The 24,506-nt window shown below is 67.7% G+C and carries 23 protein-coding genes and 1 pseudogene; 5 read left to right on the forward strand and 19 right to left on the reverse strand.

Annotated elements, in window-relative coordinates:
- Positions 1–2: 2 nt before the first annotated feature.
- On the reverse strand, positions 3–1,520 hold the full coding sequence (hflX, locus tag ABFX56_RS13395; protein ID WP_346233850.1) for a GTPase HflX: 1,518 nt from the start codon (positions 1,518–1,520) through the stop codon (positions 3–5).
- A gap of 42 nt (positions 1,521–1,562) precedes the next feature.
- On the opposite strand from hflX, the gene ABFX56_RS13400 reads away from it, so the two are divergent.
- Entirely contained in the window at positions 1,563–2,207 is a 645-nt protein-coding gene (locus tag ABFX56_RS13400) for a class I SAM-dependent methyltransferase (protein ID WP_346233851.1), read from the forward strand.
- On the opposite strand, the gene dapF is transcribed toward ABFX56_RS13400, so the two are convergent.
- From dapF to ABFX56_RS13430, 6 genes are all read right to left on the reverse strand, one after another.
- On the reverse strand, positions 2,183–3,058 hold the full coding sequence (dapF, locus tag ABFX56_RS13405; RefSeq protein ID WP_346233852.1) for a diaminopimelate epimerase: 876 nt from the start codon (positions 3,056–3,058) through the stop codon (positions 2,183–2,185). The two genes, ABFX56_RS13400 and dapF, sit on opposite strands and share 25 nt — an antisense overlap.
- The gene (gene miaA / locus ABFX56_RS13410) at positions 3,051–3,968 is read right to left on the reverse strand and encodes a tRNA (adenosine(37)-N6)-dimethylallyltransferase MiaA (RefSeq protein ID WP_346233853.1); all 918 of its coding nucleotides are present in this window, start codon (positions 3,966–3,968) and stop codon (positions 3,051–3,053) included. The genes dapF and miaA overlap by 8 nt, the downstream gene beginning before the upstream one ends.
- Positions 3,969–3,982: 14 nt before the next feature.
- Positions 3,983–4,597 carry a regulatory protein RecX gene (locus tag ABFX56_RS13415; protein ID WP_346233854.1) on the reverse strand — a complete coding sequence of 205 codons (615 nt, stop codon included), beginning with the start codon at positions 4,595–4,597 and terminating at the stop codon, positions 3,983–3,985.
- 11 nt (positions 4,598–4,608) lie between these two features.
- Positions 4,609–5,694 carry a recombinase RecA gene (recA, locus tag ABFX56_RS13420; RefSeq protein ID WP_346233855.1) on the reverse strand — a complete coding sequence of 362 codons (1,086 nt, stop codon included), beginning with the start codon at positions 5,692–5,694 and terminating at the stop codon, positions 4,609–4,611.
- A gap of 274 nt (positions 5,695–5,968) precedes the next feature.
- Positions 5,969–6,211 (reverse strand): DUF3046 domain-containing protein, encoded by a 243-nt coding sequence (locus ABFX56_RS13425; protein ID WP_346233856.1) that lies wholly within the window; start codon positions 6,209–6,211, stop codon positions 5,969–5,971.
- A gap of 198 nt (positions 6,212–6,409) precedes the next feature.
- On the reverse strand, positions 6,410–6,718 hold the full coding sequence (locus ABFX56_RS13430; protein ID WP_346233857.1) for a helix-turn-helix domain-containing protein: 309 nt from the start codon (positions 6,716–6,718) through the stop codon (positions 6,410–6,412).
- 189 nt (positions 6,719–6,907) lie between these two features.
- On the opposite strand from ABFX56_RS13430, the gene ABFX56_RS13435 reads away from it, so the two are divergent.
- Both ABFX56_RS13435 and ABFX56_RS13440 read left to right on the forward strand, forming a co-directional pair.
- A complete protein-coding gene (locus ABFX56_RS13435) occupies positions 6,908–8,566 on the forward strand; it encodes an ATP-binding protein (RefSeq protein WP_346233858.1) in 1,659 nt (552 codons plus the stop codon).
- Positions 8,563–9,270 carry a response regulator gene (locus ABFX56_RS13440; protein WP_346233859.1) on the forward strand — a complete coding sequence of 236 codons (708 nt, stop codon included), beginning with the start codon at positions 8,563–8,565 and terminating at the stop codon, positions 9,268–9,270. The genes ABFX56_RS13435 and ABFX56_RS13440 overlap by 4 nt, the downstream gene beginning before the upstream one ends.
- 7 nt (positions 9,271–9,277) lie before the next feature.
- Here ABFX56_RS13440 and ABFX56_RS13445 read toward each other — a convergent pair whose 3' ends face one another.
- The 7 genes from ABFX56_RS13445 to thyX form a co-directional block, all read right to left on the reverse strand.
- Entirely contained in the window at positions 9,278–9,775 is a 498-nt protein-coding gene (locus tag ABFX56_RS13445; RefSeq protein ID WP_346233860.1) for a CinA family protein, read from the reverse strand.
- Complete coding sequence (gene pgsA, locus ABFX56_RS13450; RefSeq protein ID WP_428834455.1) at positions 9,768–10,367, reverse strand: CDP-diacylglycerol--glycerol-3-phosphate 3-phosphatidyltransferase; 600 nt, start codon at positions 10,365–10,367, stop codon at positions 9,768–9,770. Before pgsA ends, ABFX56_RS13445 begins: the two co-directional genes overlap by 8 nt.
- A gap of 61 nt (positions 10,368–10,428) precedes the next feature.
- Positions 10,429–13,041: an FtsK/SpoIIIE family DNA translocase gene (locus tag ABFX56_RS13455; RefSeq protein ID WP_346233861.1), complete on the reverse strand. Its 2,613-nt coding sequence runs from the start codon at positions 13,039–13,041 to the stop codon at positions 10,429–10,431.
- Positions 13,042–13,249: 208 nt separating this feature from the next.
- On the reverse strand, positions 13,250–14,926 hold the full coding sequence (locus tag ABFX56_RS13460) for a ribonuclease J (protein WP_346233862.1): 1,677 nt from the start codon (positions 14,924–14,926) through the stop codon (positions 13,250–13,252).
- Positions 14,927–14,999: 73 nt separating this feature from the next.
- Positions 15,000–15,977 (reverse strand): 4-hydroxy-tetrahydrodipicolinate synthase, encoded by a 978-nt coding sequence (dapA, locus tag ABFX56_RS13465; RefSeq protein ID WP_346233863.1) that lies wholly within the window; start codon positions 15,975–15,977, stop codon positions 15,000–15,002.
- Positions 15,978–16,152: 175 nt separating this feature from the next.
- Positions 16,153–17,013, reverse strand: a complete 861-nt coding sequence (locus tag ABFX56_RS13470) for a DUF559 domain-containing protein (RefSeq protein WP_346233864.1) — start codon at positions 17,011–17,013, stop codon at positions 16,153–16,155.
- Between the two features lie 321 nt (positions 17,014–17,334).
- Positions 17,335–18,081, reverse strand: a complete 747-nt coding sequence (thyX, locus tag ABFX56_RS13475; RefSeq protein WP_346233979.1) for an FAD-dependent thymidylate synthase — start codon at positions 18,079–18,081, stop codon at positions 17,335–17,337.
- A 124-nt stretch (positions 18,082–18,205) separates the two neighbouring features.
- Between thyX and ABFX56_RS13480 the strand changes: the two genes are divergently transcribed.
- Entirely contained in the window at positions 18,206–19,123 is a 918-nt protein-coding gene (locus ABFX56_RS13480) for a TIGR01777 family oxidoreductase (RefSeq protein ID WP_346233865.1), read from the forward strand.
- Between the two features lies 1 nt (position 19,124).
- On the opposite strand, the gene ABFX56_RS13485 is transcribed toward ABFX56_RS13480, so the two are convergent.
- The 4 genes and pseudogenes from ABFX56_RS13485 to ABFX56_RS13500 form a co-directional block, all read right to left on the reverse strand.
- Positions 19,125–19,547 (reverse strand): hypothetical protein, encoded by a 423-nt coding sequence (locus tag ABFX56_RS13485; protein ID WP_428834456.1) that lies wholly within the window; start codon positions 19,545–19,547, stop codon positions 19,125–19,127.
- Positions 19,542–20,401 (reverse strand): annotated as a pseudogene (dapB, locus tag ABFX56_RS13490) (4-hydroxy-tetrahydrodipicolinate reductase); the annotation flags it as partial. The gene ABFX56_RS13485 and the pseudogene dapB, both read right to left, overlap by 6 nt.
- Before the next feature lie 38 nt (positions 20,402–20,439).
- Entirely contained in the window at positions 20,440–21,042 is a 603-nt protein-coding gene (locus ABFX56_RS13495; protein WP_346233866.1) for a histidine phosphatase family protein, read from the reverse strand.
- A 43-nt stretch (positions 21,043–21,085) separates the two neighbouring features.
- The gene (locus ABFX56_RS13500; protein WP_346233868.1) at positions 21,086–22,444 is read right to left on the reverse strand and encodes a M16 family metallopeptidase; all 1,359 of its coding nucleotides are present in this window, start codon (positions 22,442–22,444) and stop codon (positions 21,086–21,088) included.
- Between the two features lie 312 nt (positions 22,445–22,756).
- Between ABFX56_RS13500 and ABFX56_RS13505 the strand changes: the two genes are divergently transcribed.
- Entirely contained in the window at positions 22,757–23,356 is a 600-nt protein-coding gene (locus tag ABFX56_RS13505; RefSeq protein ID WP_346233981.1) for a TetR/AcrR family transcriptional regulator, read from the forward strand.
- Positions 23,357–23,397: 41 nt separating this feature from the next.
- On the opposite strand, the gene ABFX56_RS13510 is transcribed toward ABFX56_RS13505, so the two are convergent.
- Positions 23,398–24,393 carry an aldo/keto reductase gene (locus tag ABFX56_RS13510; RefSeq protein WP_346233869.1) on the reverse strand — a complete coding sequence of 332 codons (996 nt, stop codon included), beginning with the start codon at positions 24,391–24,393 and terminating at the stop codon, positions 23,398–23,400.
- Positions 24,394–24,506: the final 113 nt, after the last annotated feature.

Consider the following 24,506-nt stretch of genomic DNA (forward strand, 5'->3'; position numbering starts at 1 on the left):
GGTCAGGCCGGGTTCGCGTCGGCAACGTGCCGGTCGCCGGGCACCACGTAGTCCTGCAGTTGCGCCGCGTGCTGCTCGGTGACCAGGGCGGTGACCGCCGTGCCACCTTCGACGTACGCGGTGTCCAGGATGCGGCCGCGCTCGTGCAGAGCGGAGATGACTTCGCCGCGATCGTACGGCACGAGTAATTGAAGCCGGATCGACGGTTTCGGGAGCAGCTGGGCGATACACTCCAGCAATTCGTCGACGCCCTCGCCGGTGCGCGCCGAGGTTAAGACGGCTCTCGGCTCGAGACCGCGCAGCACCAGCCGCTCATCCTCGGTCACCAGGTCCGCCTTGTTGAAGGCAACGATCTCGGGAATGTCGCGGGCACCCAGCTCCCCGATCACGGCCCGCACGGTCGCCAGCTGTCCTGCGGGGTCCGGATGCGAGGCGTCGACCACGTGCACGATGACGTCGCCGTCGCGTACCTCTTCCAGCGTCGACCGAAACGCCTCGACGAGCTGGTGCGGCAGGTTCCTGACGAAGCCGACGGTGTCCACCAGCGTGTAGACCCTGCCATCCTCGGTCGTGGACCGTCGCACGGCGGTGTCGAGCGTGGCGAATAACGCATTCTCGACGAGGGCGCCGGTGCGCGTGATCCGGTTCAGCAGCGAGGACTTCCCGGCGTTCGTGTAGCCGGTGATCGCCACGGATGGGACGGCGTTGCGGCGCCGGTTGGCCCGGTTGGCCTCGCGCGCAGGCGCGAAACCGGCGATCTGTTTCCGCAGCCTCGCCATGCGGGTGTGGATCCGGCGACGGTCGAGTTCGATCTTGGTCTCACCGGGGCCGCGCGAGCCCATCCCGGCTCCGGCGCCGCCGACTTGCCCGCCGGCCTGGCGGGACATCGACTCGCCCCAGCCGCGGAGCCGGGGCAGCAGGTATTCGAGTTGGGCCAACTCGACCTGGGCCTTGCCCTCGCGGCTCTTGGCGTGCTGGCTGAAGATGTCGAGGATGACCGCGGTGCGGTCGATCACCTTGACCTTGACGACGTCCTCCAGGGCGCGGCGCTGGCTGGGCGCAAGCTCGGTGTCGGCGATGACGGTGTCGGCACCGAGGGATGCCACCAGGTGAGCCAGTTCGGCGGCCTTGCCCTTGCCGAAATAGGTGCTCGGGTCGGGGGTGGGACGACGTTGCAGCACGCCGTCGAGCACGACGGCTCCCGCCGTCTCCGCGAGAGCTGCCAGTTCGTGGAGCGATGTCTCGGCTTCGTCGAGCGTTCCACCGGAGTAGATGCCGATGAGGATGACGTTCTCGATGCGCAGTTGCCGGTACTCGACCTCGGTGACGTCCTCGAGTTCAGTCGACAAACCGGGTACACGCCGCAGCGCCCTGCGTTCTTCCCGCTCGTACTGGTCACCGTCGGCACCGCGGGGCTCGTCCCAATCGGCGTGAACGACCTGCGCTCGGGTGGTCGACCGATCGAGCACCCGGGCGATGAGATCGTCCGAATCGGCCTCGTGGGGCTCACGTCTGTCCATTCGGTTAACCCTAAGCCCTCCCACTTCGGTAAGTTCTTCTCCATGGCCAGCGAGCAATACTTCACTTCGAACCCGGAGAGCGACCCGCATCTGCGCCAGTTCCACGCCACGTTGGCCGGACGGGACTACGAACTGACGACGGCGAGCGGCATCTTCAGTCCGGAACGGATCGATGCGGGCACCCGAGTGCTGCTCGCCAACACGCCACCTGCACCCCCGGGGGGCGATCTTCTCGACCTGGGCTGCGGATGGGGTCCGATCGCGCTGACCCTGGCCTTAGAGGCCCCGCATGCCACCGTCTGGGCCGTCGATGTGAACCGGCGGGCTCTCGATCTGGTGAAGCGCAATGCGCAGGCGCTGGGGCTGAGCAACGTGACCGCCTGTCACCCCGACGAGGTACCGGAGCACGTTCAGTTCACCTCGATCCGTTCCAACCCGCCGATCCGGGTCGGCAAGGGCGAACTGCACGCCATGCTGCTGCGCTGGCTGCCCCGGCTGGAGGAGGGCAGCGACGCCTGGCTGGTCGTGCAGAGGAACCTCGGCTCCGACTCGCTGCACCGCTGGCTCGACGGCGCCCTCTCGGCCGACTTCACCGTCGCGCGCGCGGCCACGAACAAGGGATACCGCGTGTTGCGGGTGCGTCGGCGCTCGGAAGCTGTGGCTCAGACCTCGACCACGCCGCTATAAGCGAATTCCGCCGGACCGCTGAGCGACACGTGCTCGCCGTCCTCGGCCGGCCACATCCGGACGCCGAGCGTGCCGCCTGGCACCTCGACCTTCCAACGATTCGGCGCTCCGGCTCCGGCCCAGTGCCGGGTCGCCAACGCCGCGGCGACCGCACCGGTGCCACAGGACAGCGTCTCGCCGCTGCCGCGCTCGTGCACCCGCATCCGAATGTGTCCCATCCCACCCTGGATCATCGGGTCGACCGGGACGACGAATTCCACGTTGACTCCGCCGATCTCCTCCGGCTCCACCACCGGGATGACCGAAAGGTCGGCCGATTCGAGCTCCGCCACGCTGGACAGCGCAACGACCACGTGCGGATTGCCCACGTTGATGCGCAGTCCTGGCCTAGCCACCTTGAGGTTCTTGGCGCGCACCAGCGGCTCGCCGTCGTCCAGTCTCCAGCGGCCGAGATCCACCTGGTAGCCGCTCAGGTTGCGCTGCACATCGCGCACGCCGCCGCGGGTGCCGATCGGGAGGGTGCCGCCTTCGGCGAGCTCGGCGAGTCCGTTGTCGAGCAGGAACTTCGCATAGACCCGGATGCCATTGCCGCACATCTCCGAGGGCGACCCGTCGGAATTGTGGTAGTCCATGAACCATTCGGCCGCGTCGTCTTCGGCGAGAGCCGCGGCGCCGTCAGGCAGGCCGCGGGACCGCACCGCCCGGATGATCCCGTCGGCGCCGACGCCGAAATGACGGTCCGCCAAGGTGGCGAGCTGACGGGGTGTGAGGTCCACTTCGCCGTCGGGATCGGCGAACAGCACGAAGTCGTTTCCCGTGCCGTGGCCCTTCGTGAAGGAGATTTCAGCCATTGGATAAGACTAGTTGCACAGCACGCGAGATTCGCTCAGGGTCATCGTAGTCGAGCCAGGTGGTGAGCTTCTCGCGCCGGAACCAGCCGACCTGCCGGCGCGCGTACCGCCGGGTGAGCGCCGCGGTCAGCGCGATGGCCTCGGCCTCCTCGACTCGGCCGGCCAGCTGCGCGATCGCCTGGGCGTAGCCGATCGCCCGGCCAGCGGTCCCCGCCTGCTCGATGCCGCGCGGCAGCAGTGAGCGCACCTCCTCGACCAGGCCAGCGCGCCACATGCCGCGCACGCGATCATCGAGGCGCGCCACCAGTTCGGCGCGCGGGGCACGAAGGCCGAGGATCGTCGTCGGCATCCAGGTGCTGGTCTGCGCCGGCAGGCCGGCCCCGAACGGTGCACCGGTCAGCTCGACCACCTCAAGAGCGCGAACGATTCTGCGGCCGTTGTGCGGTCCGATCGCCTCGGCCGCGACCGGGTCCACCGCCGCGAGCCTGTCGTACAGCGCCGCGGTGCCATGGGCCGCCAATTCGGCCTCGAGCCGACCGCGGACCGCGGCGTCGGTGCCCGGGAAGCGGAAGTCGTACAGTACCGAGGAGACGTAAAGCCCGGAACCGCCCACCAGGATCGGGACTGCGCCGCGGTCGAGGATGTCCTGCACCGCCTTGCGCGCCGCGTCCTGGTAGCGGGCCACGCTGGCGTCCTCGCTGACCTCGAGCACATCGAAAAGGTGGTGCGGGATCCCGCGGCGGGCAGCGACCGGTAGCTTGGCGGTGCCGATGTCCATGCCGCGATACAGCTGCATGGCGTCGGCGTTGACGATCTCCGCCGCCTCGCCGTGGGCTGCCAGCGCCTCCGCGAGGTCGAGTGACAGGTCGGACTTTCCCGTCCCGGTGGCGCCGACGACGGCGACTAGCATTCTGCTCTCACCGGTCAGTCGAAGGCCACGCCGGACCGGTGCCCCGGCAGCGCCTCGCGCACGGCGGCGCGCACCACCTCGGACGAGTACCCCTTGCGCATCAGGTAGCCGCTGAGCCGGCGCACCGCGGTCTCGTGATCGAGCCCGGTCAGCCGACGCGCCCGGTCTTGTGCCAGGTGCGCCGCGGTGGCCTGCTCGTCATCGTCGTCGATCTGGGCGAGGGCGTCGTCGATGTGGTGCTGCTCGACGTGCCGGCGCCGCAGCTCCGCGGTCAGTGCCGACCGGCCGAGCCCCTTGCGTTGGTGCCTGGTTCTGACCAGCATGTCGGCGAGGGCGCCGTCGTCAATGAGACCGAGCTCCTCGAGTCGCGCGAGTTCGGTCGCCACGGCATCCTCGTCGAGGTCCCTGGCGCGCAGCACCTGCTCGAGTTCCCAGCGAGACATGTCGCGCCGGGTCAACGCGCGGATGCTCGTCTCCCGAGCCCGGGACTTTTTCGGGCGAACCGGAGCCGGGGTGTCCGCCTGAACAGGAGCACCGGCGACAGGCGTGCCGGCGGTAGGAGCGCCGGGGACAGGCGGCATCACCCCGGGGAGATAGGTCACCGGGGCGAGGCCGTCATCGGACTTCATCTGCCGACTCGTCACACTGCCTTGCGCGCTGCCGTGGGCTCGGCCGCGGCCTTGGCGGCATCGGCGGCTGCCTTCGTCGCGGCAGCGATGGCCTCGGGGTCAGGCATGATGCCGAGCTTCATCTTGATCTTGCGCTCGATCTCGTTCGCCGTCTCGGGGTTCTCCATCAGGTACCGACGTGAGTTCTCCTTGCCCTGACCGAGCTGGTCGCCGTCGTAGGTGTACCAGGCGCCGGACTTGCGCACGATCTCGTGCTCGACACCGAAGTCGATGAGGCTGCCTTCGCGGGAGATGCCGACGCCGTACAGGATGTCGAACTCCGCCTGCTTGAACGGCGGCGCCATCTTGTTCTTGACAACCTTGACCCTGGTGCGGTTCCCCACCGCGTTGGTGCCGTCTTTCAACGTCTCGATTCTCCGGATGTCCAGGCGCACCGAGGCGTAGAACTTCAGTGCCTTGCCGCCAGAGGTGGTTTCCGGGCTGCCGAAGAACACGCCGATCTTCTCGCGCAACTGGTTGATGAAGATCATGGTGGTCTGGGTCTGGCTGAGCGCGCCGGTGAGCTTGCGAAGCGCCTGCGACATCAGCCTGGCTTGCAGGCCGACGTGCGAGTCGCCCATCTCGCCTTCGATCTCGGCACGCGGCACGAGGGCGGCGACCGAGTCGACGACGATGAGGTCGATCGAGCCGGATCGGATCAGCATGTCGGCGATTTCCAGCGCCTGTTCCCCCGTGTCGGGCTGGGAGACCAGCAGGGCGTCGATGTCGACACCGAGCGCCTTGGCGTACTCGGGATCCAGGGCGTGCTCCGCGTCGATGAACGCCGCGATGCCTCCCGCGGCCTGGGCGTTGGCGATGGCGTGCAGTGTCAACGTGGTCTTGCCGGAGGACTCCGGTCCGTAGATCTCCACGACGCGACCGCGGGGCAACCCGCCGATGCCGAGCGCGACATCCAGCGCTATGGAGCCGGTGGGGATCACTGCGACCTGAGCGCGTTCGTCGCTGCCCAGGCGCATGACCGAGCCCTTGCCGAACTGACGGTCGATCTGGGCGAGAGCACTTTCGAGCGACTTCTCGCGATCTGCTGGTGATGGCATGGTGTTGGTCCTTAGCGGTTGTGGATGGTGTGCCTACAGGCTGACGCGTGTGCTCCTGGCCGGTGGTGCAGGGCCCGGTAACACTGCGACAAGGCGGGTGTTGAGTTGTTCGAACGACGTGCATCGTCGTGCGAGTCACACGGTACGCCGGGCCTGCGACATTGACGTGCAGGACAGGCCGATTGTGAATAACTCGATTCGATGTCGCCTTGGGAGGAGTCTAACAAATGGCCGAAGACATGTTCGAGGCGGTTCGGCCGGCGAGTCGCGACGGTCAGCGTCCTTTTCGGATCTGGCCGACTCCGTAGCGGCGCTCGGAAGGAACATCCATGTCCGCGCACAGGGCCAGCCAGACATCGCGCACCGGCACCCCTGCCGCGATGGCTCGCTCGGCCGTGACATCGCCCAGAGCACCACCGCTATCCAGAGTGGTCAGCACGAGGTCACGCACCAGGGCGCGACCGTAGACGTCGCCGAACTCGTCGGTCACCGCACGCCAGAACTCACTCAGTCGCACTGTTTCACCCGCACTACTTCACCCGCACTGTTTCCCCCGCACTGCTTCATTCGCATTGTCGCATCCAGACCGTCCTTGTCGAAAAGGCCCACCAACGACAAACGCGGCCACCAAACACAAACGCGCCCCGGGCCCGCGTTAAGCGAACCGGAGCGCGTCTGCTGTGAAACAAGTAGTGGGCGAAGCAGTGAATGGCGTCTAGTGGACGACCATTCCTGCATCGAAGTCCGCGACAAGGTCGTCGGGAACCGTGTCGGGAATCACATTGATCCCCTCGACGATGGCCAGACGATCCCCTACTTCACGCATGATGACGGAAATCGGCGTCTCCAACGCATCGGCGACCGACGCAAGGATTTCCGAGCTGGCCTCTTTCTGACCACGCTCAACCTCACTCAGGTAGCCGAGTGCGACACTCGCTTTGCTCGCGACCTGACGAAGGGTACGACCCTTCTGCAGACGAAAGTCCCGGAGCACGTCACCAATTTCCTGACGAACTAGAACCATTGGACCCTCCTCGTAATTCTGACTGTGCCGCCTGTTGACTTCCGATAGCCACGTAACACTACAACCATCGATCCTCACACTCTAACCAGTACAGTCTGTATTGCGCTTGTTAACTGCTATCTGTAACGGGATCGAGACTGGAATGATTCCCCGACGGTGACCCGTGTGAATCTAGGTCACACTGGACGTGTGGTCCGGTCACTGTCGCTGCGCATGCAACTGCTTCTCTTGCAGGTTGCCATCGTGTTGATCACCGTGGTCGGCACCGGAATCGTCGCCAGCTGGTTGCAGGAGCAACAGCTTCGCGACGCGTACCGCGACCGGATGATCGGGGTGGCGCAGTCCGTCGCCCGGCTGCCGGCGATCATCGACGCGTTCGACGAGCCCGACCCGAGCCAGACGATCCAGCCGATCGCCGAGGTGGTGCGGAAGGCATCCAACGTCACCTACGTCGTGGTCACCAACGACAAGGGCATCCGCTACTCCCACCCCGACCCGGCCAGGATCGGCCACGAGGTCTCCACCGACCCGGGTACCGCGCTGTCCGGGAAGATGTTCGTGGGCACCCAGACCGGAACCCTGGGCGAGTCGTGGCGGGTGAAATTGCCGATCTTCGACGCCGACCACAAGGTGATGGGTGTGGTGTCCGTCGGCATCCTCGAATCCGACTTGCGGAACGACTACCTGGGCAACTCCACACTGCTGTTCATCACGATCGGTGTGGCGGCCATCCTCGGCATGATCGGAGCCGCGGGAGTGAGCGCCGTGATCCGCAGGCGCATCTATGGGCTAGAGCCGGACGAGATCGCCGGCCTGCTGGAGACCCGCGAGGCCATGCTCCACGGCGTTCGGGAGGGACTCGTCGCGCTCGACGAGTCCGGCCGGATCTCGCTGATCAACGACGCCGGCGTCCGGCTGCTCGGCCTGGATCCGGAGCAGCAAATCGTCGGCCTGCCCGCGAGCGAGGTGCTCGACCCGGAGTTGATCCGGATGGTCGCCGAGAACGCGACAGAGCAGCGACTGGTGCTTTCCGGCGAACGGGTGCTGCTGGTGCGCCGGGACTCGGCGACGATCGACGGCCGGGTCATCGGCGCCATGCTCATCCTGCGGGACAACACCGAGCTGCACACGCTGCTGCGGGATCTGGACGGCGCCCAGGACCTCGCCGACGGCCTGCGCTCTCAGGCGCACGGTTTCGCGAACAAACTACACGTGATCTCCGGGCTGCTCGAGCTCGGGCATTTCTCCGAGGCGGTCGCGTTCATCGAACGGGCCGGCAGCGGCGGGTCACTCTCCAGCGTCACGGACTCCTCCGGGATCCGCGACCTCGAAGTGGCGGCGCTGCTGCTGGTGAAGCAGACGCGGGCCAAGGAATCGGGCATCGTCGTGGAGGTCGCTCCGGACTCGTCCCTGGCACCGATCCCCTCCGATCCGCCGTCGACGGCGCTGCGCGGGGACCTGCTGACGGTGCTCGGCAACCTGCTCGACAACGCCGTGGAAGCTTGTCAGTACGGCGGCCGTATCGAGGTGTCGATCATCCGAGAGCCGGAGGACGCCGGTGAGGTGCTCACGGTCGCCGTCAGTGACAACGGCCCGGGAATCCCGCAGTCGCTGCGGGAGCGGGTGTTCACTCCTGGCTACTCATCCAAGACCGCGCCACCTGGGCGACTCTCCCCCGGCCGCGGGATCGGATTGACGCTGGTCAAGCGCATCGCGCAACGATACGGCGGGCAGGTGGTCATCACCGACCGATCACCGTGCGGTGCGTGCGTCACGGTGAGGCTGCCGCTGTCGGCGTCGCCGGATGCCGTGGCGCCGGCCGGCACGGCACGCGGGAGCATCGTGTGAGCACGCCGCAGCGCGCACCGCTGCGCACCCTCATCGTCGACGACGACCGGTCCGTCGCCAGCATCCACCGCCTCTTCGTCGAAGCTCACGAGGGCTTCACCGTGGTCGGGGAGGCGCACTCCGGCGCTGCGGCCCTGGAGCAGGTGGAGTTGCTGGCTCCGGATGTCGTGCTGCTCGACGTCTATCTTCCGGACTTCTCCGGCCTGGAGGTGCTCAGCCGACTCAGCGTGGAACGGGCCAGGCGGGTCGAAGTGATCGCGGTGACGGCGGCCCGCGACCTTGCGAGCGTGCGGGAAGCACGGGCGAACGGTGTGCGGCACTACCTGGTCAAGCCGTTCACCGCATCCGCCTTGCGGGAACGCCTCGACGAGGTGCTGCATCACCACACCACACTGCAGCGCAGCCGCGGCGCCGCGCTCGACCAACGCACCGTTGATGAGATCCTCGGCGGCAGTGGCGTCGGCAACGGATCGTCCAGCTCGCCACCGAAGGGGGTGTCGGCGGCGACGCTGAAGCGGGTATCCGCAGCGCTCAGCGAAGCGCACGGCGACCTGTCCGCGAGCCAGCTCGCCGAACGGGTCGGCATGTCCCGCGTCGGTGCGCGGCGCTACCTGGAGTATCTCGTCGCGCGAGGCCTCGCATCGGTGGAACCGCGCTACGGCGCCACCGGACGCCCGGAGAACCGGTACCGTTCGCCGCTGTAGGCGCGTTCTACCCGGCCGGGATTCCGAGCTCTTCGACGAGCCAGCGCAGCGCGGCATCCACCACGGCCCGGCGGATCTCGTTGCGGGTGCCGCTCAGCGCCAGCGCGCGGGTGCGCGCCTTGTCGCCGTGCGCCAGCCCGAGGTACACCGTGCCGACCGGATGCCCGTCCTGCGGATCGGGCCCCGCGACGCCGGTGGTGGACAGGCCGATCGACGCGGGAACGCCATCGACGGCAAGCGCGTCCCGCACCCCGACCGCCATCTGTGCGGCGACCTGCGGATGCACGGCGCCGTGCTCGGCGAGCAGTGCGGCGTCAACGCCCAACAGCGCGTGTTTCAACGCGGTGCGGTACGCGACGATGCCGCCGTTGACCACGACTGACGCTCCCGGCGTGGCGATCAGTTCCGCCGCCAACGCTCCGCCGGTGAGCGACTCGGCGACCCCGATGGTCTCGCCGCGGGCGGTGAGCGCTGCGATGACCTGCGCGGACAGCTGGTTAGACACGGCGCGGCCGGCTCACTCGGTACGCCTTGACCAGGTAGTCGATCCCGGTGAGCACCGTCAGCACCAGGGCGGCACCCATGACGACGCCGTTGACCCAGTGCATCCAGTCGCCCAGAAAGACCCAAAGCGGCACGAGGTACAGCGAGATGGCGACCGCTTGCACGACGGTCTTCAGCTTGCCGCCCGGCGAGGCGGCGACCACCCGATTGCGCAGCACGGCGAAGCGGAACGCGGTGATGCCCAATTCACGGACCAGGATGACGATGGTGACCCACCACCACAGCTCGCCCAGCAGGGACAGGGCGACCAGTGCGCCGCCGGTGAGCACCTTGTCGGCGATCGGGTCAAGAAGCTTGCCGACGTTGGTGACGAGGTTCTGACGGCGTGCCAGACGACCGTCGACGCTGTCGGTGACGATGGCGACGATGAAGAGCGCGGCGGCCAGGTAGCGCAGCAGGCCCAGCTCACCGGCGTCGGCGAGCAGCATCCAGATGAACAGGGGGGCGAGCAGGATGCGCACCACCGTGATGATGTTCGCGACGTTGCCGTTGCTCGCCGGAGTATCGCCCGCCCTGGCGACCCGACCGCGCATCGAACTGCCCCGGGAAGCGCCTGCCATCCCGGAGTCGAAAGCATCCGGAGATGTCACGGCCCTACTCCCTACCGGTCAGCTTCCAGGCATCCTCGTCCGAGCCGCCCTCCACCTCATCGTAACCGCTCGTCATCTCCTCGACCGGATCGGGCTGGCTCGCGGCTGCGGGGACGGCATCCGGTTCCTCACCGCGCAGCATCGCCAGCACGGACGGCAGTTGCTCAACGCCGACCAGCACGTCGCGGGCCTTGGAGCCCTCGGACGGTCCGACGATCTGCCGGGACTCGAGCAGGTCCATCAGCCGGCCGGCCTTCGCGAAACCGACCCGCAGCTTGCGTTGCAGCATCGAGGTCGAGCCGAACTGGGTGCTGACGATGAGCGCCGCAGCCTCCAGCAGCACGTCGAGGTCGCCGCCGATGTCCGCGTCGATGACCTTGTGCTCGGTGGCCGCCGCGACGTCGTTCCGGTACTCCGGCCTGGCCTGGCGGGTGACGTGCTTGACCACGGCCTCCACCTCGGCCTCGGTGACCCAGGAGCCCTGTACCCGGATCGCCTTGGAGGCGCCCATCGGCAGGAACAGGGCGTCACCCTGGCCGATCAGCTTGTCGGCGCCGGGCTGGTCCAGGATGACGCGGGAGTCGGTCATGCTGCTGACCGCGAACGCGAGGCGGCTGGGCACGTTGGCCTTGATCAACCCGGTCACCACGTCGACGCTCGGCCGTTGCGTGGCCAGCACGAGATGGATGCCGGAGGCCCGGGCCAGCTGGGTGATCCTGGCGATCGAGTCCTCGACGTCGCGCGGGGCGACCATCATCAGGTCGGCCAGCTCGTCGACGACCACGAGCAGGTACGGGTACGGCTTGAGGGTGCGCTGGCTGCCGGCCGGCAACTGGATCTCGTTGGCGATGACGGCGGCGTTGAAGTCGTCGATGTGGCGGAAGCCGAAGCTGGCCAGGTCGTCGTAGCGCATGTCCATCTCTTTGACCACCCAGGACAACGCTTCCGCGGCCTTCTTCGGGTTGGTGATGATCGGGGTGATCAGGTGCGGGACGCCGGCGTAGTGGGCCAGCTCGACCCGCTTCGGGTCGATCAGCACCATTCGCACCTGGGTCGGCGTTGCCCGCATCAGCAGCGAGGTGATCATCGAGTTGACGAAGCTGGATTTTCCGGAGCCGGTGGACCCGGCCACCAGCAAATGGGGCATCTTCGCCAGGTTGGCGACCACGAATCCGCCCTCGACATCTTTGCCCAGTCCGATGGTCATGGGGTGCTTGCTCGAGGTGCAGGCCTTGGAGCGCAGCACGTCGCCGAGGGAGACGATCTCGCGGTCCGAGTTGGGGATCTCGATGCCGATGGCGCTCTTTCCGGGGATGGGCGAGAGGATGCGCACCTCGTTGCTGGCCACCGCGTAGGAAAGGTTTTTGCTCAGGGCGGTGACGCGTTCCACCTTGACGCCGGTGCCGAGTTCGATTTCGTAGCGGGTCACCGTGGGGCCGCGGCTGAAGCCGGTTACCGCCGCGTCGACGTGGAACTGCTTCAGCACATCGGTGATCGAGCGGACGACCTCGTCGTTGGCGGCGGAGCGGGCCTTGGCCGGGGTGCCGGCGGCGAGGGTGGATGCGGCGGGTAGCCGGTAGGGTGCGCTGGGCTGCTGCGGACGCAGGTGCGCCGCATCCTCGTCGAAGTCGTCGTTCGTGTCCGCGCCGAAGCCGGGCAGCAGGTTGGCGCCTGCGGGCTCTGCGTCGTCTCGGATGCCGATCGCCGATGCGCCGGCCGGGCTGGGTTGAGCCAGGTCTTCTGTGACGTGGGCGACCACTTCGGTGACCGCCGGGGTGAGCACCGGTGAGTCGAACGCCGGATCTTCCTCCCGGTGCGACTTGTTGCGCCGCCACCACGGCACCGAGTCGTCGCCGGACAGGCCGAGGTCTTCCAGGCCGCCGAAGGCGACCTCCGGTTTGGTCGCCTGGGCGTCCTGGGCGGGAGTGAGTTGGGCGCCGAACAGGTAGGCGTACAGTTGCCTCGCCCTGGCACCGACGTGGTTGGGCGGGGTTTTCGTGATGATGAACAACGACAGCACCAGCAGCGCGATGACGATCGCGGTGGCGCCGTATCCGGTGGTCAGCGCGACCAGCGGCGCGCCGAGCAGCCAGCCTAAGATGCCGCCGGCCACCGCGAGCGCGGCCAGGCCGGCCGAGGGAGCGGGCGCTCCGCCGAAGATGTGGCACAGTGCGCTCACCGAGATCAGCAGCACGCCCAGGCCGATGCCGATCCGGCCGTTGTCGTTCACCGAGGACGGATGCCGGAACAGCCAGATCGCAAAAACCAGCATGATGACCGGCAGCGCGTAGGCGACCCGGCCGAACAGGCCCCCGAACGTGTAGGCGTCGAACGCGGCGGCGACCGGGCTGGTCGGGTTGAACCACTCGACAAACGCGCCGCCGATGGCCAGCAGCACGATGAAGAACGGCACGCCGTCGCGGCGTTCGTCTTTGGCGAGGGTTTCGGTGCCGAGCACCCGGGCGGCGCCGCCGACGACGTGGGCCAGACTGAGCCAGATTCGCGTGACCAGACCGGGTCTCGGCGCCGGGGTGGCGCGCGATTTGCGGGTCGTCGACGAGCGTCCGCGCGCGGACTGCGGGCGGGCGCGCGAGGTCGACCTGGTGCTCGTAGCCATGGTTTCCAGGCTACTTTGCGCCACCGTCATTGACGCGGAGGCGCGGCGAGTGTCACCGCGGCCGCCGGCATCCGCCCCCGCGACGCCACCCTGCCCGCAACCCTGCGGACCCGCAAATCACGCCGAGGGATACCATTTCGGACGAGACACCCCGCCGCGGCGGGCGGTCTCGTCCGGAATGGTATCGGTCGGGCCTCGGGTCGGAGTACTACGCCTCGATGACCACCGGCACGATCATGGGCCGGCGGCGGTGCGAGCTGTTCACCCAGCGACCGACGGTGCGCCGCACCACCTGGGTGAAGGCGTGCACGTCGCGCGTGCCGTTGTCCGCCGCGTTCTCCAGCGCCTTGATGATCAGCGGTTTCACCGCGTCGAAGACCGCCTCGTCCTCGGCGAAGCCGCGGGCCTGGATCTCCGGACCCACGATAACCCGCCCGGTCTGGATGTCCACGGCCAGGAAGATCGAGACGAAGCCCTCCTCGGCGAGGATCCGCCGGTCTTTGAGGTCCGCCTCGGTGATCTCGCCGACCGTGGAGCCGTCCACGTACACGTAGCCCAGATCGAGTTGGCCGACGACCGTCGCGACGCCGTCCTTGAGGTCGATCACCGTGCCGTCCTCGCCGATGATGGTGTTCTCCTCCGGAACCCCGGTGTCGATGGCCAGCGCCTGGTTGGCGACCAGGTGGCGGTATTCGCCGTGCACGGGCAGCACGTTCTTCGGCCGCACGATGTTGTAGCAGTAGAGCAGCTCGCCGGCGCAGGCATGACCGGAGACGTGCACCTTCGCGTTGCCCTTGTGCACCACGGTCGCGCCGAGCTTGGTCAGGCCGTTGATCACCCGGTACACCGCGTTCTCGTTGCCGGGGATGAGGCTGGAGGCCAGGATCACGGTGTCGCCCTTGCCGACCTCGATCTGATGCTCGAGGTTGGCCATCCGCGCCAGCACCGCCATCGGCTCGCCCTGGGACCCGGTGCTCATGTAGACGATTTTGTTGTCGGGCAGGTCGGCGGCCTTCTTGTGGTCGATGAGCACACCCTCGGGCACCCGCAGATAGCCGAGTTCGGCGGCGATGGTCATGTTGCGCACCATGGAGCGGCCCATGAACGCGACGCGGCGGCCGTTGGCGTGCGCGGCATCCAGCACCTGCTGCACGCGGTGCACGTGGCTCGAGAAGCTGGCGACGATGACGCGGCGCGGCGCCTTGGCCATCACGGACTCGATCACCGGGCCGATGGCGCGCTCGGATGCCGTGAAGCCGGGGATGTCGGCGTTCGTCGAGTCGACCATGAACAGGTCAACCCCGGCCGCGCCGAGGCGGCCGAAGGAGCGCAGGTCGGTGATGCGGCGGTCCAGCGGAAGCTGGTCCATCTTGAAGTCGCCGGTGTGCAGCACGGTGCCGGCCGAGGTGGTGATGGCAACGGCCAGCGCATCCGGGATCGAGTGGTTCACCGCGATGAATTCGAGGTCGAATGGTCCGATTTTCTCGTGCTGGCCCTCGCTGACGGTGAGGGTGTACGGGGTGATGCGGTGCTCCTTGAGCTTGGCCTCGACGAGGGCGAGCGTGAGGTTGGAGCCGATCAGCGGGATGTCGGCGCGCAGCCGCAGCAGGTAGGGGACGGCGCCGATGTGGTCCTCGTGGCCGTGGGTAAGCACGACCCCGATCACATCCTGAAGCCGATCGCGGATGGGGCTGAAGTCGGGGAGGATGAGGTCGACGCCGGGCTGGGTCTCCTCGGGGAAGAGCACCCCGCAGTCGACGATGAGGATCTTGCCGTCGATCTCGAACGAGGTCATGTTGCGGCCGATTTCGCCGAGCCCTCCGATCGGGATGACGCGGAGGGTTCCGGGAGTGAGTGCGCGCGGCGAATAGACAGGTGAGTTCATGGATTCCAGTGGGTTTGCGGCCGTGTGGCCTGGTGTGTCGAGGTCGTGAACCTCCGGTGCAAGTGGGTACGCGTCAGCGGGTGGTCCCGGCGACCTTGGGCAGCGCGCCGCCGGCGGCGGCGTTGCGGTCCGGCCTGAAGTTGGACAGGTCGAGGCCGGGGATCTGGCCGACCAGGGCGACGCCTTCCTCGATCTGCGCGGCCTCGAAGTCCTCGGGGCCGACCAACGGCAGCCGCACCCGCGCGGAGCCGATGCGGCCGAGTCCGTGCAGGATGTATTTGGCGGCGACGGTGCCGGGCACGTGGGTCATCACGGCGCGCACGAGCGGTTCGAGGCGACGGTACGCTTCGGTGGCCGTCTTCAGATCGCCGGCGTTCACGGCATCCACCATCTGACGGTACGGGGTCGCGGTGATGTTCGCGGTGACGCCGATCAGGCCGGTCGCACCGATCGCCAGGTGCGGCAGCACGTTGACGTCGTCGCCGGAGAAGTACATGAGGTCGGTGTTGTTGAGCACCCGACTGACCTCGGCGAAGTCACCCTTGGCATCCTTGATCGCCAGGATGTTCGGATGCTGTGCGGCACGCAGGATCGTCTCGTACTTGATCGGGATGCCGGTGCGGCCCGGGATGTCGTAGAGGATGACCGGCAGGTCGGTGGCGTCGGCGATGAGCCGGAAATGGGTGAGCACGCCGGCCTGAGTGGGCTTGTTGTAATACGGCGTGACGATCATGACGGCGTCGGCGCCGGCCTTCTCGCTGGCCTTGTACAGCTGCATGGCGTGGGCGGTCTCGTTGGAGCCGCCGCCGGTGATGATCTTGGCGCGGCCGGCCGCGACCGACTTGCCGACCTCGACGAGCTTGAGCTTCTCCGGGTCGGTGAGGGTGCTGGTCTCACCGGTCGTGGCGGTGACGACGATGCCGTCCGCGCCGGCGTTGATGACGTCGTCGATGTGCTTTTCGACTCCCGGCCAGTCCACTTCGCCGTCAGCGGTGAACGGGGTGACCAGGGCGACCAGCACTTGGCCGAACGGATTCTCGCGAGTACTCACGACTTACAGGGTATCGTGCCGACCCACTCGCCTGCTGCTGCCCCGGTCACATCCCCCGTCCCGTCCCGTGTCCCATCCCGTGTCCCATCCCGTTTCAAGGAGTTTCTGTCCTCCGGCACCCCGTTTATCGGGATCCGGGCCCCTCTGTGACAGATTCTCCGTGAGATGGGACGGGTCAGGCGGCAAGGTGGTCACCGCGGGACAGCGCCGCCAGGACCGATCCGAGCACCTCGTCCCAGTGATTGACGACTTGGTCGTAGTGGAACCGGAGCACCCGGTACCCGCGCATGCTCAGTCGGGCATCCCGCTTCATGTCCGCCACCGGGTCGTGGTAGCCGGTGCTGTCGATCTCCACGACGAGGCGGTCGCCGATGAGGAAATCCACGCGATCGCGCCCGATGCGCACCTGTTGCCGGAATCGGACGCCGATTCTGCGCATCCGGAAGCAGAACATCGATTCGGTGCCGCTCTCCGAAAGCGTTCCCGCCGCCGCCAGTTGGCGCCGCAGCCGACGCGGCAGACCATCGAGGATGCGATGCCACTGCGCACGAGTGAGCTTGCGTTGGTGCAACGCGGATTCGGCGACCACGAATCCGTGCTCGGCCGGATGCGTGCACGCCACCTGCTCGACGCAGCTTGCGACGGAGACAAGGAGACGGGACGGTGTCGCATCAGTACTCCAGTGCACGACGACGTGGTGGCCGACGAGGTCGGAAAGCCGGCGCCGGTAGTCGGACCGGGATCGGAGTTGGCAGGCGTCTGGAGGCACCTGCACGTGCAGGGCGCCGGGCAGGCCGGGAACCCAGAGCCCGTAGTAGCGTGCGGCGCTGACGCAAGCCAGCCTGCCACCCACGCGCGCGGCTTGTTGCAGTTCGGTCGCGAGGTCGGGGCGACAATACCAGCCCTTCCGCACCCGGATGATGGCGCCGGCGTGCACCGCATAACGCAGCAGCGTCTTCCCGTAGCCGCGCGCATACAACTCGTGGGTCGCGGCGAGACCGCCGAGCCCGAGGATGTCTGTCTCAAGTGATCGCATGCCGACACGATGGCGGCCCCCGTGATCCGTGGGCCGCGCTCGGCTCTCGATTGTGGACTACCCGAGCTCTCCGCCGGTGTGAGGGAGGAGACGCCGAGGCATCGGGGGCACCCTGCCGCAGCATCCGGAGCAGCCTGCCGCAGCATCCGGTCCCGCACCCGGCGCCCGGTCCGACCCCCGGCATCCGCCGCTCTTAAACCCGTCTCACGGAGATTCTGTCACCGAGCCCCCCAGATCCCCGCAAACCGGTGCCCGAAGTACAGAAACTCCTTGAAACGGGATAAACGGGATGAACCGGAGGGATGGGAGGGATGCGAGGGGTTAGGGGGCGACGCGCCCGTTCTTGTTGAAGGACTCGTGGGTGAGGGGCATCAGGGTTTCGAAGTGGTGCTCCATCTGCTCGGCAGCCATCTCGATCTCCCGCTGCGGGAAGGACGGGAAGTGGCTGTCCTCGCGCTTGGTACGCAGGGACAGGAAGTTCATCAGCGACCGGGCGTTCATGGTGACGTACATCGACGAATAGATGTTCAGCGGCAGGATGATCCGCGCCACTTCGCGCGCCACCCCGGCATCCAGCATCCGCTGGTAGGCCGCGAAAGCCTGCTGCGACACGTCCCTGGTCTGCTGCTCGACCAGCGCCAGCTGCTCGGCGGTACCCGGCAAGAACTCGTACGCACCTGGCTTGCCAACCTGCACCAGGTTTCGCTGCGGTGATGGCACGTAGAACACCGGGTTCAGCTCCCGGTAGCGCCCGGATTCCTCGTTGTACGAGGCGATGCGGTGCCGCATGAACTCCCGGAACACGAAGATCGGCGCCTGCACGTAGAACGTCATCGAGTTGTGCTCGAACGGAGAGCCGTGCCGGTCCCGCATGAGGTAGTTGATCAGCCCGCGGTTACGCTTCTGATCCTGCTCGGTCTCGGTGCCGTCGAGCCGGTCGTTGTCCAGGGTCTTCTCACCCTGGGTGGACACGCGGGCAGCGAAGAGCACGTCGGAGTCGTGCGCGCTGGATCGGACCAGCTCCACGGTGATGTCCGAACGGAACGTGATCTCTGGCCGGGACGTCATCTCTGGCCGGGACGTGCTTTCGGGACGGGATTCGGTGGGAACTGGCACGGCACTCACGATATCAATACAGTGGCAGTGCGGCGGTGACGGCACACCCGGCACCGTCCGGATGCGAGGAGTCTCAGTGGCACAGCCCGCGCGAGTGAGCAGGCAGGCGCGCATCCTCGTTTCCGGCGCCTCGGGACTGATCGGCACCGAGCTCGTGCGTCAACTGCGCGAGGACGGTCACCTGGTGTCCGTGCTGGTGCGCCGGCAGCCACGCAGCGCAGACGAGCACAACTGGGCCCCGAGCGCCGGCATGATCGACACGCGCCTGATCGATGAGGCCGACGCCGTGGTCAACCTGTCCGGCGCGTCGCTGCAGCGTCTGCCCTGGACACACGCCTACAAGAAGGAAATCGTCCAGTCCCGACTGACCGCCACCCGCACCCTGGCGGATGCGATGAACCAGGCCGACCGGCCGCCCGCCGTGTTCCTCAGTGCCTCGGCAGTGGGCATTTACGGCGACCGGCCCGGCGAGAGGCTGGACGAGTCCTCCGCGCCGGGACCCGGTTTCCTTGCCGACGTGGTGAAGGCCTGGGAGGGGTCCGCCGCGCTGGCCCCGGCCGCGACCCGGCTGGTCGTCTTCCGCACCGGACTGGTGATCGCCAGGGGCGGCGCGCTGGCCCCGCTGACCACGCTGACCAAGCTGGGCCTGGGCTCGGGACTGGGCACCGGCGGCGACGTGTGGCCGTGGATCAGCCTCTACGACGAGGCCGCAGCGATCAGACACGCGCTCACCTCAACCCTGTCCGGAGTGGTCAACCTCGTCGGCCCCACCCCGGCGACCTCCGACCGGATCACCCGCGTGCTGGCCTGGGCGATGCACCGACCGCACCTGTTCCGGATCCCGGAGTGGACGATGATCCTCGCCCTGCAGGATGCCGCCAAGCAGCTGCTACTCAGCAGCCAGAAGATCGTGCCGAACAAGCTGCTCGCCGACGGATTCCGGTTTCGTCACACCCGGGTGGAGCAGGCGATCGACGCAGCGCTGTCCGACTAGGTCAGCGCCGGCGCGCGGTGCGCTCGAGCTCGATGGCCCGCCGGATCGACTGCCGCGCCCGCCGCCGATCGCCGCTGGCGTCGTAGGCCATACCCAATCGGAACCAGGCCGTCCAGCTCTCCGGCTCAGCCTCCACGGCGGCCTGGAAGCGCGGGAACCGCTCATCCGCCGCGACCCGCTCGGGCCGCCCGCTGGCCCGCTTGGGCAGATCGTCGGAGGGCAGTCCGCCCTCCGACTCGAGCGCCTGCGCGAGTTGTTGGCTGCGGATGCCGAACCGCAGCTCCGCCCACAGCGCCCAGCAGCCGAGCAGCGGCAGCACGATCAGCGCGACGCCGAGCGCCTTGGCCACCGGCTCGTCGACGGCGAGCAGCCGGAATGAGGTCTGCATGACCAGCACCAGATACAGCACCAGGACCGCGGCCATGAGGATGGCCGCCCAGCGGCCCTTCATTGCTGCGCCCGCGGCTGGTCCCGCTGGTTCCGCTGCTGCGTCTGCTGCTGGGGCTGTCCTCCGCCGAGATCGAGCAGGGCGTCCAGGCCGACCACGATCCCGCGGATGCCGGTGGCGCGCAACGCGAGCCGGATGCCGGCCTCGTACGCGCTGTTCGCAAGGGTTTCGTGGCTGATGGTCAGCACCTCGCCGGCGCCGCCGAACACCACGTCCTGCTTGGCCAGCACCCCGTTCAGCCTGAGGCTGTGGATCGGCACGCTGGATACCTGCTGGCCTCGTGCCCGCTGGTCGCTGTGCGGCGCGAGCACCGGGCCGAGCTCCGAGCGTGCCGTGCCGATCTGTTCCGCGGTGCGGATCGCCGTCCCGGACGGCGAGTCGCTCTTGCCACGGTGGTGCGCCTCGATGATCTCCACCGAGTCGTAGAACCGGGCGGCCATGCCCGCGAAGCGGGTGGCCAGCACGGATCCGAGCGAGAAATTGGGGATGATCAGCACCGATGTCTCGGCCTCGTCGTTGATCGCCTTGCGTAGCGCGGCGATGCGCTCGGCGGACCAGCCGCTGGTGCCGACGAGCACCCGGATGCCATGCCGCACCGCGAACTCCACAACGCCGGGACTGACCGCAGGCGCCGAGACATCCACCACGATGTCCGCGCCGACCAGCTCGGACAAGTCACTGCCGGAGTGCAGCCGGGCGACCACCTCGAATTCACTGGCGCCGTCGTCGCCGCCGACTGCCGGGCCATCGATCCGCCCGGCCTCGATCAGCCCGGCGATGAGCGTGCCCATCCTGCCCGTCGCGCCGACTACGGCAACCCTGGTTTTCACCCGTTCAATCTACCAAGGCGCCGGCGCGCGCTGTCAGCTCAGAACGGCTGGCTTTCCGGCAACCCGGTGCGCAGCTCAGGCGGCAGGTGCCCCAGGTCGTTGTGGGTGACCAGCACGGGAGGCTTCGCCGACCGGACCCGGATGATGGTGAGCCCGCAATTGGCCTGGTTCACACCCATCCACCGCCACGCCGGCGCGTCGAACACCTCGCGCACGAACCACGCGATGACGAAATTGTGGGTGATCAACAGGTCGTGGCGCTCCTGGCGCGCCGGCGAGAGCCACTCGGCAACAGCATCCGCCATCTGCGCCTGTCCGGCCTCGATCTGCTCGCGCGTGACCGCCCCGTAGAACTGCTCGAACGCGTGCGGCATGTCCGGTGCGGGCCCAGAGGGGATGCAATCGAACAACAACGCCGAGGGCACCGGGGTCAGCCCGGGCATCGTCTCCGTCATGATCTGCGCGGTCTCCTGCGCGCGCTGCAGCGGCGAATGCCATGCGCCGGTGAACGGCACTCCCCCGAGTCGCTTGGCGATCGCCTGCGCCTGACGTTTCCCGCGGGCCGACAGCGGCCCGTCCGGCATGCCGTGTTCGGCGTCCTGTTGCTCGCCGTGGCGCACCAGATAAAGGAAATGGGACATCGTCGTCCTTACGTGACTCGAAATGACAGTGGTCTAGGCGGATTCAGTCGGTGCGCGCTGGCACCTCCAGGATCGGAGTGAAGGACGCCTCATCGACGGCCCCGACAGCGGCGACCGCCAGCGGGCGGGCAACGAGTTCTTGCGCGAGTTCCTGCACTTCGGCCGCGGTGACCAGCAGCATCCGCCGCAGTGCCTCGTCGAGGTCGGCGAATTCACCGAGGGTGATCTCCGAGCGGCCGAGGCGTGACATCCGGGTGTCGGAGTCTTCGAGAGCGAGAGCGGATGCGCCGCTGAGCTGCCCGCACGCCCTGGACATTTCCTCGTCGGTGACGCCGTCGGCGGCCAGGCGACGGAACTCGGCGAGCATCAACTCCGCGACCTCGCCGGCCTTCGCCGGGGAGCAGCCCGCATAGAGTCCCATCAGCCCGGAATCCGAGTAGCTCGGCGAGAACGAGTAGACCGAGTAGGCCAGGCCGCGCTTCTCGCGCACCTCCTGGAACAGCCGGGACGACATCCCGCCGCCGAGCACCGAGTTCAGCACCGCGAGGGTGCTGCGGCGGGGATCAGCGGCCGGCAGGCCGGTCATCCCCATCAGAATGTTGGCCTGTTCGATCGGCCGGTGCACCAGCACCAGCGGCGAACCCTGGGCGATCGGGGTGGCCAGCACTTCACGCCGCTCGACCGGGCTCGCCTCGGCGGCCAGATCCCAGCCGGCGGCCACCAGGGCGCGCTCCACCCCGGTGACGAGTTCGTCGTGATCCACCGCACCGGCCACCGTGATGACCAGATCTTGGGCGCGGTAATTCGCCCGGTAGTGGGCGAAGACAGCGTCACGGGTGGCCGCCTTGATGGTCTGAGGGCTGCCGCCGATCGGCCGGCCAAGCGGATGCTCACCGAATACCGCCTCGAAGAACCGCTCGCTCGCGACATCCGCCGGGTCATCATCGGCCATGGCGAGTTCTTCGAGGATCACGCCGCGTTCGTTCTCGAACTCCCCCGGATCGAGCAGCGAGGAGGTGAGCATGTCGGCGATGACCTCGACCGCCATGGGCAGGTCGCGATCACGCACCTTGGCGTAATAGCAGGTGTATTCCTTGGCGGTGCTCGCGTTGTGCTCGCCGCCGACCGAGTCGAAGCTCACGGCGATGTCCAACGCGCTGCGCGTCGCGGTGCCCTTAAACAGCAGGTGCTCGAGGAAGTGGGTGCTGCCGAACGTCCCGTCCGCCTCGTCGCGCGACCCCACCGCGACCCAGTATCCGATGGTGGCGCTTCGGGCGCCGGGTACCCGTTCGCTGAGGATTCTCACGCCGCTGGGCAGCACGCTGCGGCGAACGAGCGAATCTCCGGATGCGGTAAAGGACAGCTCGGGTGTGCCGAGAGGGAGATCTACTGCGCCGTTCATCTCCTTGAGCCTATGGCACCCGGGGCACCGGTGCGCCCCCTCGACGCCCCGAACTGGGTACAGAGAATTGCGAAAAATGTGGACAAACAAGTTCGTCTGTCCCCCGATCTGTGTTACTGTTCTTGCGACGGCCCGGACAGCAGTCTTAAGGCTTTCAACGAGAACACCAGCAACACCAGCAGCAACAACACCGGCACCGCGAACCCGAATCTCGCGGTGCGAAAGAAGTCGGGCTTCCCCCCAAGCCCGGCTAGCTACCCACACGGCTTTGTGGATAACTAAGCCCAGATCGCCCGAGGGAGCCGCGCCGTGATGATTGTTGAAACTGATCCGACATCACGGCGTGCCCCAGCGGCCTTCTCCCCGGCCAAGCAGCGCATCCTGGACACCGCAGACACGCTGTTCTACTCGATCGGCATCCACACGGTCGGCATCGACCGGCTGATCAAGGAATCCCAGGTCACCAAGGCCACCTTCTACAAGCACTACCGGGCCAAAGACAATCTCATCCTCGAGTACGTGAAGCATCGCCACGAGACCGAACGCGCGGAAGTCGAGACGATCGTGGCGGATGCGACGAGCCCGGCCGAGGCGTTACGGGCGCTCCTGGACCGGCTGTTGGCGAAAATCGAGGATCCTGGTTTCCGCGGCTGCGCGTTTCTCAATATCGCAGCGGAGTTCCCCGAGCCGCAGCACCCGGTGCGGGTGCTCGTCACCGCCCACCGCGACTGGTATTCCGAGCTCGTGTCGGAGTTGTTCCGGCAGGCGGAGCATCCGCTGCCCGGCGACGCCGCCGACGATTTCGTGCTCGCCTCGGACGGGGCGATGTCGGGCGGTTACGCCGGCGACCCGGTGGCCACCGCGGCCGCGCTACAGCGCATGGCGGAACGCATCCTGGCGCCGCAGCGCTAACCAGGCGCAGCACCGATCGGTGCGCTGTTGAGCGAACCCGGTCAGGCCGAGATGCGGTCCAGTTCCGCCACCTGATGACGGGTGAGCTGCACGCCCGTCACGGCGACGAGATCGTCCACCTGCTGCGGGAGGCTCGCGCTGGCCACCGGAGCGACCACTCCGGGTTTGGAGAGCAGCCAGGCCAGGGCGATCGTGGCGACGCTTTGTTGGTGAAGCGCGGCAATGCGGTCGAGGCAGGTCAGAATCTTGAGGCTGCGGCGACCGAGGTGCTTGCCTGGCAGGTCCCGCTTGGTTCGGGCGAGGTCCGCGCGGCTGCGGTATTTTCCGGTGAGGAACCCGCCGGCCAGAGCGAATCTCGGCATGACGCCGAGGCGCTGCGCTGCGGCAACCTGGGCCAGGGTTCCTTCGTAGACCGACCGGTGCAGGAGGTTGTAGTGACTTTGCACCGCCACCAGCGGGGTGAGCCCGAGTTGGGCGGCGACGACCCTGGCCTCGATCAGACGGTTGCCGGTGTGGTCGGACACGCCGATGTAGCGCACCTTCCCGGCGCGGATCTGCTCGTCCAGGGCCAACAGGGTCTCCTCAAACGGGACGCTGTCGTCGTCGGTGTGGAGGTACAGCAGATCGATGTAGTCGGTGGACAACCGGCGCAGTGATGCGTCGACCGCCCGCGCGATCGCCGATTCCGAGACCCCCGGGTTCGCTGCGCTCTTGCCGACCTTCGTGGCCACCACCATTTCGGCGCGGTTGCCGCGCTCACGCATCCAGTCGCCGATCATCGCCTCGCTGCGTCCGTCGGCGTAGCAGTCGGCGGTGTCGATGAAGTTGCCGCCGGATTCGCTGTACCGGTTGAGGATGCCGGTGGTCGCCGCGTAGTCCGCCGTGAACCCGAAGACGTTGCCGCCGATGGCGAGGGGGAACACCCGCAGCGCCGACTCGCCCAGGCGGCGGCGCCCCGTTCCGATGGCCGAAATTCCGGACGGTGGAGTCTCCGCGAGCACCGCAGTACCAGCCTGCGCCGCCCCTGCCATGTCCATCTGTCTAGCCACCTCCCGAGGGCGCCTGCGACGCCCTGATTCCCGCCTGTTTCCGACACTAGGTCACCTGCCACGGCGGCCCAGGCACGCCACGTCGAATCGTTATGATTTCG

This window comes from Parafrigoribacterium mesophilum, assembly GCF_039652555.1.
Lineage (GTDB): Bacteria > Actinomycetota > Actinomycetes > Actinomycetales > Microbacteriaceae > Parafrigoribacterium > Parafrigoribacterium mesophilum.

Coding starts and splice junctions, on each gene's coding strand:
- ABFX56_RS13485 (WP_428834456.1), bottom strand. CDS start 19,547: ATGGCCGCGGTCCTGGTGCTGTATCTGGTGCTGGTCATGCAGACCTCA.
- ABFX56_RS13430 (WP_346233857.1), bottom strand. CDS start 6,718: ATGGTTCTAGTTCGTCAGGAAATTGGTGACGTGCTCCGGGACTTTCGT.
- ABFX56_RS13400 (WP_346233851.1), top strand. CDS start 1,563: ATGGCCAGCGAGCAATACTTCACTTCGAACCCGGAGAGCGACCCGCAT.
- ABFX56_RS13455 (WP_346233861.1), bottom strand. CDS start 13,041: ATGGCTACGAGCACCAGGTCGACCTCGCGCGCCCGCCCGCAGTCCGCG.
- miaA (WP_346233853.1), bottom strand. CDS start 3,968: ATGCTAGTCGCCGTCGTCGGCGCCACCGGGACGGGAAAGTCCGACCTG.
- hflX (WP_346233850.1), bottom strand. CDS start 1,520: ATGGACAGACGTGAGCCCCACGAGGCCGATTCGGACGATCTCATCGCC.
- dapF (WP_346233852.1), bottom strand. CDS start 3,058: ATGGCTGAAATCTCCTTCACGAAGGGCCACGGCACGGGAAACGACTTC.
- ABFX56_RS13510 (WP_346233869.1), bottom strand. CDS start 24,393: ATGGACATGGCAGGGGCGGCGCAGGCTGGTACTGCGGTGCTCGCGGAG.
- thyX (WP_346233979.1), bottom strand. CDS start 18,081: ATGACGTCCCGGCCAGAGATCACGTTCCGTTCGGACATCACCGTGGAG.
- ABFX56_RS13460 (WP_346233862.1), bottom strand. CDS start 14,926: ATGAACTCACCTGTCTATTCGCCGCGCGCACTCACTCCCGGAACCCTC.
- recA (WP_346233855.1), bottom strand. CDS start 5,694: ATGCCATCACCAGCAGATCGCGAGAAGTCGCTCGAAAGTGCTCTCGCC.
- ABFX56_RS13415 (WP_346233854.1), bottom strand. CDS start 4,597: ATGAAGTCCGATGACGGCCTCGCCCCGGTGACCTATCTCCCCGGGGTG.
- ABFX56_RS13500 (WP_346233868.1), bottom strand. CDS start 22,444: ATGAACGGCGCAGTAGATCTCCCTCTCGGCACACCCGAGCTGTCCTTT.
- pgsA (WP_428834455.1), bottom strand. CDS start 10,367: ATGCGCGGTCGGGTCGCCAGGGCGGGCGATACTCCGGCGAGCAACGGC.
- ABFX56_RS13505 (WP_346233981.1), top strand. CDS start 22,757: ATGATTGTTGAAACTGATCCGACATCACGGCGTGCCCCAGCGGCCTTC.
- ABFX56_RS13470 (WP_346233864.1), bottom strand. CDS start 17,013: ATGCGATCACTTGAGACAGACATCCTCGGGCTCGGCGGTCTCGCCGCG.
- ABFX56_RS13495 (WP_346233866.1), bottom strand. CDS start 21,042: ATGTCCCATTTCCTTTATCTGGTGCGCCACGGCGAGCAACAGGACGCC.